Source organism: Flavobacterium sp. UMI-01 (assembly GCF_019656315.1).
In the GTDB taxonomy this organism is placed as follows: domain Bacteria; phylum Bacteroidota; class Bacteroidia; order Flavobacteriales; family Flavobacteriaceae; genus Flavobacterium.
Window position 1 is genome coordinate 313,022 of the sequence record NZ_BPLU01000019.1, and the last position, 7,902, is coordinate 320,923.

9 protein-coding genes are annotated in these 7,902 nt (G+C 35.9%); 8 read left to right on the forward strand and 1 reads right to left on the reverse strand.

The genetic code is table 11. The annotated features are described in order from the left end of the window. Positions 1-89: 89 nt before the first annotated feature. The 6 genes from K5R64_RS08760 to K5R64_RS08785 all read left to right on the forward strand — a co-directional run bounded on the left by K5R64_RS08760 (position 90) and on the right by K5R64_RS08785 (position 4,546). Positions 90-806: a pirin family protein gene (locus K5R64_RS08760; RefSeq protein ID WP_220762704.1), complete on the forward strand. Its 717-nt coding sequence runs from the start codon at positions 90-92 to the stop codon at positions 804-806. 9 nt (positions 807-815) lie between these two features. Then, on the forward strand, positions 816-1,109 hold the full coding sequence (locus K5R64_RS08765; protein WP_220762706.1) for a GNAT family N-acetyltransferase: 294 nt from the start codon (positions 816-818) through the stop codon (positions 1,107-1,109). 11 nt (positions 1,110-1,120) lie between these two features. Continuing rightward, the gene (locus tag K5R64_RS08770; protein ID WP_220762708.1) at positions 1,121-1,345 is read left to right on the forward strand and encodes a (4Fe-4S)-binding protein; all 225 of its coding nucleotides are present in this window, start codon (positions 1,121-1,123) and stop codon (positions 1,343-1,345) included. A gap of 119 nt (positions 1,346-1,464) precedes the next feature. Then, on the forward strand, positions 1,465-2,337 hold the full coding sequence (fabD, locus tag K5R64_RS08775) for an ACP S-malonyltransferase (protein WP_220762710.1): 873 nt from the start codon (positions 1,465-1,467) through the stop codon (positions 2,335-2,337). 205 nt (positions 2,338-2,542) lie between these two features. Further along, on the forward strand, positions 2,543-3,427 hold the full coding sequence (locus tag K5R64_RS08780; protein WP_220762712.1) for an alpha/beta hydrolase: 885 nt from the start codon (positions 2,543-2,545) through the stop codon (positions 3,425-3,427). A gap of 6 nt (positions 3,428-3,433) precedes the next feature. Then, positions 3,434-4,546 (forward strand): T9SS type A sorting domain-containing protein, encoded by a 1,113-nt coding sequence (locus K5R64_RS08785; RefSeq protein ID WP_220762714.1) that lies wholly within the window; start codon positions 3,434-3,436, stop codon positions 4,544-4,546. A 50-nt stretch (positions 4,547-4,596) separates the two neighbouring features. Here the strand turns inward: K5R64_RS08785 and K5R64_RS08790 are convergent, their stop codons facing one another. Next, positions 4,597-5,727: a DegT/DnrJ/EryC1/StrS aminotransferase family protein gene (locus K5R64_RS08790; RefSeq protein ID WP_220762715.1), complete on the reverse strand. Its 1,131-nt coding sequence runs from the start codon at positions 5,725-5,727 to the stop codon at positions 4,597-4,599. 153 nt (positions 5,728-5,880) lie between these two features. Here K5R64_RS08790 and K5R64_RS08795 point away from each other — a divergent pair, with 153 nt between their 5' ends. Then, positions 5,881-7,131 (forward strand): 3-deoxy-D-manno-octulosonic acid transferase, encoded by a 1,251-nt coding sequence (locus K5R64_RS08795; RefSeq protein WP_220762718.1) that lies wholly within the window; start codon positions 5,881-5,883, stop codon positions 7,129-7,131. Between the two features lie 395 nt (positions 7,132-7,526). Further along, complete coding sequence (locus K5R64_RS08800) at positions 7,527-7,730, forward strand: hypothetical protein (protein WP_220762720.1); 204 nt, start codon at positions 7,527-7,529, stop codon at positions 7,728-7,730. Positions 7,731-7,902: the final 172 nt, after the last annotated feature.

The following is a 7,902-nucleotide window of genomic DNA, read 5'->3' on the forward strand; positions in this document are numbered from 1 at the left end:
CAAAACTGAACACTTCTTAATCTAGGTTAAGTGCTAAACCGTAGCTTCAATTGTAAATTTGTATTATAATAATCACTAAATTTATAGTTATGGCAACAAAAGTAGTACATACCGCAGACACAAGAGGACACGCAGACCACGGCTGGTTAAACGCTTATCACAGTTTTAGTTTCGCCAATTGGTACCATCCCGATCGAATTCAGTTTGGTACACTGCGTGTTTTGAATGATGATACGATTGCCGCAGGCATGGGATTTGGTACGCATCCTCATAACAATATGGAAATTATCACCATTCCGTTTGAAGGTGATTTGGCACACAAAGACAGCATGGGTAATTCGTCCATCATCAAAAGTGGCGATATCCAGGTAATGAGTGCTGGGTCAGGGATTCAACATTCTGAATTCAATCCTAATGCTGACCAACCAACCAAATTATTCCAAATCTGGTTGTTCCCAAAAACACAAAACGTAACTCCACGTTACCAACAAATCTCGCTGGATGCGAGCAAACAAAAAAATGACTTCGCCCAAATTTTATCCCCAAAACCAGAAGATGAAGGCGTTTGGATTCATCAAGACGCGTGGTTTTATCTGGCTGATTTTGATGCTGATTACAGCAAAAACTACACAGTTAAAAAAGATGGAAATGGTGTTTATCTTATCGTAATTTCAGGAACTCTTAATGTTGACGGACAGGAATTAAACCGCAGAGACGCCATCGGAATAACCGATTTTGAATCAATCACCATCAGTGCAAAAACGGATGCTAAATTTTTAATTATGGACATCCCGATGACAATTTAAAAATAGCTTATGGACGTTACAACACAGATTGACAAGAACAAACATAATGGCGCTTTTGAAATTAATAATAATGGAAAAACTGTAGCACAAATGACGTTTCGTTTTTCTGGCGCAACAAAAATCATCATTCTTCATACAGAGGTGGATTCAGAATACAAAGGACAAGGTTTGGGAAAATTATTACTTTCGAACGCGATTGCATTTGCCCAAGAAAGCGCTCTAAAAATTCTTCCACTTTGTCCTTTTGCAAAAGCGTATTTTGATAAGCACCCCGAATGGAATTCAATTGTATTCACCAATTAAAATTATTAGTTATGGAACCAAAAGACCTCAAAAAAGAATATACTAACGGAGAAGTAACCGTAGTATGGCAAGCTGGAAAATGCATTCATTCAGGCAACTGTGTTCGTAACAATCCCGATGTTTTTAGACCAAAAGAGCAACCTTGGATTACAATGGATGCTTCCACTACTGAGAAAATAATTGATACTGTGAACAAATGTCCCTCGGGAGCCTTGTCTTTTTATAAGAACAAATAGTTCAAATCGTTTCAAAGAAAATAGGGATACAAATGGCATTATAGTAAAAAGTATTATTTTTGCCCTCCGATTGAAGTTGTTTTTCAATCTTCACCTAAAAAATCTTTAAATAAAAAAATATGAAGGCATACGTATTTCCAGGACAAGGCGCACAATTCACAGGTATGGGTAAAGACTTATACGAAAACTCGGCTTTGGCCAAAGATTTATTTGAAAAAGCAAACGAAATATTAGGCTTCCGCATTACAGATATCATGTTTGAAGGAACCGCAGAAGAGTTAAAAGAAACCAAAGTAACACAACCAGCGGTTTTTTTACACTCGGTTATCTTGGCTAAAACGCTCGAAAATTTCAAACCCGAAATGGTAGCGGGACACTCATTAGGAGAGTTTTCAGCTTTGGTAGCCAATGGAGCTTTGTCATTTGAAGACGGATTAAAATTAGTTTCACAAAGAGCACTTGCGATGCAAAAAGCGTGCGAAATCACTCCATCAACAATGGCTGCCGTATTAGGTTTAGCCGACAACGTTGTCGAGGAAGTTTGCGCATCCATTGACGGAGTTGTTGTTGCTGCTAATTACAACTGCCCTGGACAATTAGTAATTTCTGGAGAATTTAAAGCGGTTGAATTGGCTTGTGAAAAAATGAAAGAAGCAGGAGCTAAACGTGCTTTGTTATTGCCTGTAGGTGGCGCTTTCCATTCCCCTATGATGGAACCAGCACGTGAAGAATTAGCAGCAGCTATTGAAGCGACTACTTTCTCCACTCCAATTTGCCCTGTGTACCAAAATGTTACTGCAAACGCTGTTTCAGATGCTAACGAAATCAAGAAAAACTTAATCATCCAATTGACTGCTCCAGTAAAATGGACACAGTCGGTACAACAAATGATTGCTGATGGCGCAACTTTGTTTACCGAAGTAGGCCCAGGAAAAGTGTTGACTGGATTAATTGGAAAAATCAATAAGGAAGCTGCTACAGCAAATGCTTAATTAGTTTTTAATTCCATAACGATGCTTTTTGTGTATCGTTATTTCAAGACGGTACACAATTTACTTACCATCCTCACAGGCAATAGCTTGTGGGGATTTTTTTATTTTAACTTCTCAAATGGTGATTAAGCAACCATACTTTAGATTTTTACCAAAAAACGCAGTATATTTGGTTTACCAATTTGGAAATCCAAAAACCCAGCTTATGAAAAGACTATTTATATTATTTCACACAGTACTTCTCACCATAAGCATGTTCGCTCAGGAAGCACCTGCCTATAAACCTGTTGATTTTCCAGCAAATTATAATTCCAAAATTGATGTTGTTTACACCAAAGTTGGGAACTGGGAAGGGCGTACCGACTTATATTTTAACCCTACAGCCAGTAAACCAACACCTGTAGTCATAAACATTCACGGTGGTGGTTGGAACAAAGGAACAAAAGAATCACAAACAAGCTTCAATACTTTTTTCAAAGTTGGTTTTGCTGTAGCCAATATGGCATATCGATTATCGCAACAAGCCCCTGCACCTGCGGCTGTAGAAGACACTAGATGCCTGATTATTTATTTAATCCAGCACGCTAAAGAATTGAATATCGACCCAGACAAAATTGTAATTATGGGTGGTAGTGCAGGTGGACATCTAGCATTAATGGGCGGATTACTCGCTAACGACTCCCGATTTGACAGCAATTGTAAAGGAGTTAGCAATGTAAAGGTCGCTGCTATTATTGACAAATATGGCATTACTGATTTATGGGACTGGTCATTTGGAAAACAAAAAAGCAAATCGGCTTTACAATGGCTAGGAAGCAAAATTACTGATGACGCTTTTATCAAATCAGTTTCTCCTATTACTCACGTAAACAAAAATAGTCCGCCAACCTTTATTGTACATGGTGATGCTGATCCCATTGTTCCATACCAACAATCAGTTGATTTGTACAAAAAACTCCAACAATGTGGTGTAAAATCTCAATTCATAACGGTTGCAGGTGGTCTTCACGGAAAATTTGATAAAGAAAAAAATTCGGAAATCAACCACGCTATTATTCAGTTTTTAACTGACATCAACCTAATTAATTAACGCCTCATGAAAAGCAATTTTTACTTTATCCTTTTATACAGCACCCTATTTACAAGTCCTTTTTTTAATTACGGACAAACTGTTCTTTCTGCTGATGGACCTGAAGGCGTTGACACCTACACTTTAATTAACAATACATTTGGACCTAACTCCATTGAAACACCAGATTTAGATGGAGACAATACTGCTACGCACAAAAGTTTTGGCAAACACATTACCGAAATTTTTGATGCAATATTAAACAAACATGTTTTCAATTTTACAATTCATCTCAACGAAGATAACGACACTTCTACCAATTCGACTGATAGACAACGTTTAGAAATTAAGACCCACGCCTCCTCACCTGCCAATTTAAAAGGAATTTCAGGTGAAACGGTACGCTACAAGTGGAAACTCAAAATTCCATCAGGATTTATACCTACTTCTAACTTCACCCATATTCATCAAATAAAGGCTGTAGGTGGAGACGATTCACATCCCATATTTGCAATAACGCTACGCAAATCATCCCCTTCTGCAATAAGCAAATTAGAACTTAATTATTACCCTCCTGCAAGCTCATCTGCTAATAAACTCCTAAATTTAGACCTATCATTGTTTGAAAATCAATGGGTAGAAATAACCGAAACCATCACTTATGGTTCGGCCTCAGCCAGTGCTTACAACATTATTATAAAAAAATTAAGCGACAATACAACTATCGCCACCTACAACAACAACACTCATGTTACTATTAGAGCTGACAATACTTTTGCAAGACCCAAATGGGGAATATATAGAAGCATTGCATCGCCTTCCACTATGAAAGACGAAAACCTCCTTTTTGCAGATTTCAGCATCGAAGAACTAACCAATTTGGGCTTAGATGACTCTAAAAACACAATGACTACTATAGCTGTTTTCCCAAATCCTGTTGATGACAAATTATCTTTTACAGAAGCTATTTCAAAAAGTTTTAATCAATATAAAATAATTGATATTAACGGAAAGACCATTAAATTGGGAGAAATAAAAACAGAACAAATCGATGTTTCTACTCTCAAAACTGGTAATTATTTCATCCAAATAGTAGACAAAAATAAAACTAACAAAACCATTCAATTTCTAAAAAAATAAAAAATGCCTCGTAAATTTCACGAGGCATTTTCTATATATAAGTAGTGGATTTATTTCAAAAATTCCAATACACTATCGGTAATAAATTGGATTTGTTCATCATCCAATTCGGTGTGCATTGGCAACGAAATCACTTCTTTTACCAATTGATTGGTTATTGGAAAATCTTCTTCCTTATAACGAACATCCCTATAGGCTTTTTGCGAATGCAACGGAATCGGATAATAAATCGCACACGGAATGCCCTTGTCTAACAGATGCTGCATCAATCCATTTCGATCTGCATTTAAGATACGTAAGGTATATTGATGAAAAACATGATTATTTTTTTCGTTATCAAAACTTGGGGTTACAATATTTACATGCCCCGCTAAAGCTGCATTATATTTTGCTGCTGCTGTACGTCGTGCTTGATTATAATCGTTCAATAAAGGCAATTTGGCATTTAAAACAGCGGCTTGAACACTATCCAAACGAGAATTAACCCCTACTACATCATGATGATAGCGCTCATACATTCCGTGATTAACGATCCCCCTGATGGTATGTGCCAAAGCATCATCATTGGTAAAAATTGCCCCACCATCGCCATAGCAACCTAAATTTTTTGATGGAAAGAAAGAGGTAGCACCTACATGTCCTATAGTTCCAAGTTTTGAACTCACACCTACACTTGAAACAAAATCAGCTCCAATAGCTTGTGCATTATCTTCAATCACAAAGAGATTATGTGCAGTTGCCAACTCCATTATTGCCTCCATATTAGCGGCGCGACCAAACAAATGAACAGGAACAATCGCTTTTGTTTTGGGTGTAATCGCGGCCTTAATTCGCTCCAAGGAAATATTCATATTTTCCAAATCGACATCGACTAAAACAGGAGTCAACTGTAATAGTGCAATGACCTCAACAGTAGCAGCAAAAGTAAAATCAGCAGTAATCACTTCGTCCCCAGGTTGCAACCCCAACCCCATCATTGCAATTTGTAAGGCATCCGTTCCATTAGCACAAGGAATTACATGTTTTACGCCTAAATAGGTTTCGAGATTTTTTTGAAACTGATGTACTTGAGGACCATTGATATAAGTGGTAGTATCCAAAACTTCCTGAATAGAAGTATTTACAGTGGCAGCTATTTTATCGTATTGACCTTTTAAGTCAACCATTTGAATTTTCTTCATTTCCATTTGATTTATAAATTAGAACGCGAGCTTGTTTTTTAAAGCAAAAAACATTCAAACGCTCCTAAAACGACAACAAAAATAGGTATTATTGATTTTAAACCAATGTTTTTAAACTAAAGAAAATGTATTTTAGCCCCAAAAAACAAACTGATGCATTTTCTATACAATATCACACTTACAATTGCCTCGTTGTTTCTAAAAATAACAACGTTTTTTAGTCCTAAAATGAAACTCTTTGTTGACGGAAGAAAAACAGTTTTCGAAACGCTCACTCAAAAAATAAAACCCACAGATAAAACCATTTGGTTCCATGCAGCCTCCTTAGGCGAATACGAACAAGGTTTACCTGTAATGGAAAAAATAAAAGAACGCTATCCTTCACATAAAATCATTTTAACCTTCTTTTCCCCTTCGGGGTATGAAGTTAGAAAAAACAACACTATCGCAGACCTTACCCTATACCTCCCTTTAGATAGCGTATCCAATGCAAAACAATTTCTTGACTTAGCACATCCTGAGGTAGTATTTTTTATCAAATATGAATTTTGGATTAATTATCTAAAGGAATTAAAAAAAAGAAACACTACAACCTATTTAATTTCGGGTATTTTCAGAGAAAACCAATTATTTTTTAAATGGTATGGCGGTTTTTACAGAAAGGCATTGGAAGCTTTTACCTATTTTTTTGTTCAAAACGAATCCTCCAAACAATTAGTTCTACGATTGGGCAAAAATAATGTATTCGTATCAGGAGACACACGATTTGACCGGGTGGCAACTATTGTAAAAAAAGACAACACATTAGATTATATTGCAGAATTCAAAAACAACACTACCACTATCGTAATTGGAAGCTCTTGGCCAAAAGACGAAGAACTATTAATTGACTACATCAATACAACGACACAAAAAGTAAAATTTATTATTGCGCCTCACAATATTAAACCAGAACAAATACAACAATTACAACAATCCATTACTAAAAAAGTAATCCTTTTTTCTGAAAAGAACAATCATGATTTGTCACAATACGAAGTATTCATAATAGACACAATTGGGATACTTACTAAAATCTACAGTTATGCCGACATCGCTTATGTAGGAGGCGGGTTTGGTAATCCTGGTGTTCATAATATTTTGGAGCCTGCTACCTTTGGTGTCCCCATTGTTATTGGGAAAAACTACAGTCATTTTGCCGAGGCAATAGCGTTGGTTAACTTAAAAGGATGCCTTGTTATCCACAACTCCACTGAACTCAAAAAGCAATTTGACAATCTCATTATCGATACAGAGGCACGAAAAGAGAAAGGAAGTATTTGCCGTCAATTCATAACTAACAACCAAGGGGCTACTACTTGTATTCTTAACACCATAAACCACAATTGGAATACCATTCATTAAACATCACTTGGAAACCTACTTCTTACTATCGAGAAATTAAATCCAAAACTATTTAAGTTGTATTTGTTTGCCAATAGCAATTTTCTATATGAATCAACCTTATTAACTACCTTAAAAACACCCTATCCATTGCAAATGCCTCAACTTAAATCTAACCAACCAAATCACCTTTACCACCAACCTATTTTACTCATATTTCCTTTCTAAACCAAGAAATAGAATCCACATGAAATGAAGGTATTAAGCCCTCTAAACAAGGCATTTGAGTATTAAAACCAAGCTAAATCCAAAAAATTCTAATAATATTTTAAAAAAAAAATGAAAATATATTTTACATATCAAAAATTTTATATCTTTGCCTCGAATTAATAATTAACCTTTTATATTAAAGTAAGATGAAAAAAGTATTTTTAAGTTTAGCTGTAGTTGCTGTTTTAACTGTTGTATCTTGTAAAAAAGCTGAGGCTCCTGCTGAAGAGGCTGTAGCTGTTGATTCAACTGCTGTTGCTGTTGATACTGTTGCTGTTGATACTGCTGCTGTAGCTGTTGATTCTGCTGCTGCTGAGGCTCCTGCTGCTGAAGCTCCTGCTGCTCACTAATCAGAATTTTATTCTAAAAAAATCAAAGCCATCCTAGTGATGGCTTTTTTTATATCCCTATTCCATTTAAAACAAAAAAAGGATCAGGAACAAAACTTGGGGAGGATTTAATAAAAATATAGATATTTGCTAAAAACAAATTAGCGTGGAATCCTATCTGGAATTATTAAAA

What these genes read in the sequence shown, in the direction of transcription:
- K5R64_RS08760 (WP_220762704.1), top strand. Translation starts at nt 90, where the DNA reads ATGGCAACAAAAGTAGTACATACCGCAGACACAAGAGGACACGCAGAC.
- K5R64_RS08765 (WP_220762706.1), top strand. Translation starts at nt 816, where the DNA reads ATGGACGTTACAACACAGATTGACAAGAACAAACATAATGGCGCTTTT.
- K5R64_RS08770 (WP_220762708.1), top strand. Translation starts at nt 1,121, where the DNA reads ATGGAACCAAAAGACCTCAAAAAAGAATATACTAACGGAGAAGTAACC.
- fabD (WP_220762710.1), top strand. Translation starts at nt 1,465, where the DNA reads ATGAAGGCATACGTATTTCCAGGACAAGGCGCACAATTCACAGGTATG.
- K5R64_RS08780 (WP_220762712.1), top strand. Translation starts at nt 2,543, where the DNA reads ATGAAAAGACTATTTATATTATTTCACACAGTACTTCTCACCATAAGC.
- K5R64_RS08785 (WP_220762714.1), top strand. Translation starts at nt 3,434, where the DNA reads ATGAAAAGCAATTTTTACTTTATCCTTTTATACAGCACCCTATTTACA.
- K5R64_RS08790 (WP_220762715.1), bottom strand. Translation starts at nt 5,727, where the DNA reads ATGAAGAAAATTCAAATGGTTGACTTAAAAGGTCAATACGATAAAATA.
- K5R64_RS08795 (WP_220762718.1), top strand. Translation starts at nt 5,881, where the DNA reads ATGCATTTTCTATACAATATCACACTTACAATTGCCTCGTTGTTTCTA.
- K5R64_RS08800 (WP_220762720.1), top strand. Translation starts at nt 7,527, where the DNA reads ATGAAAAAAGTATTTTTAAGTTTAGCTGTAGTTGCTGTTTTAACTGTT.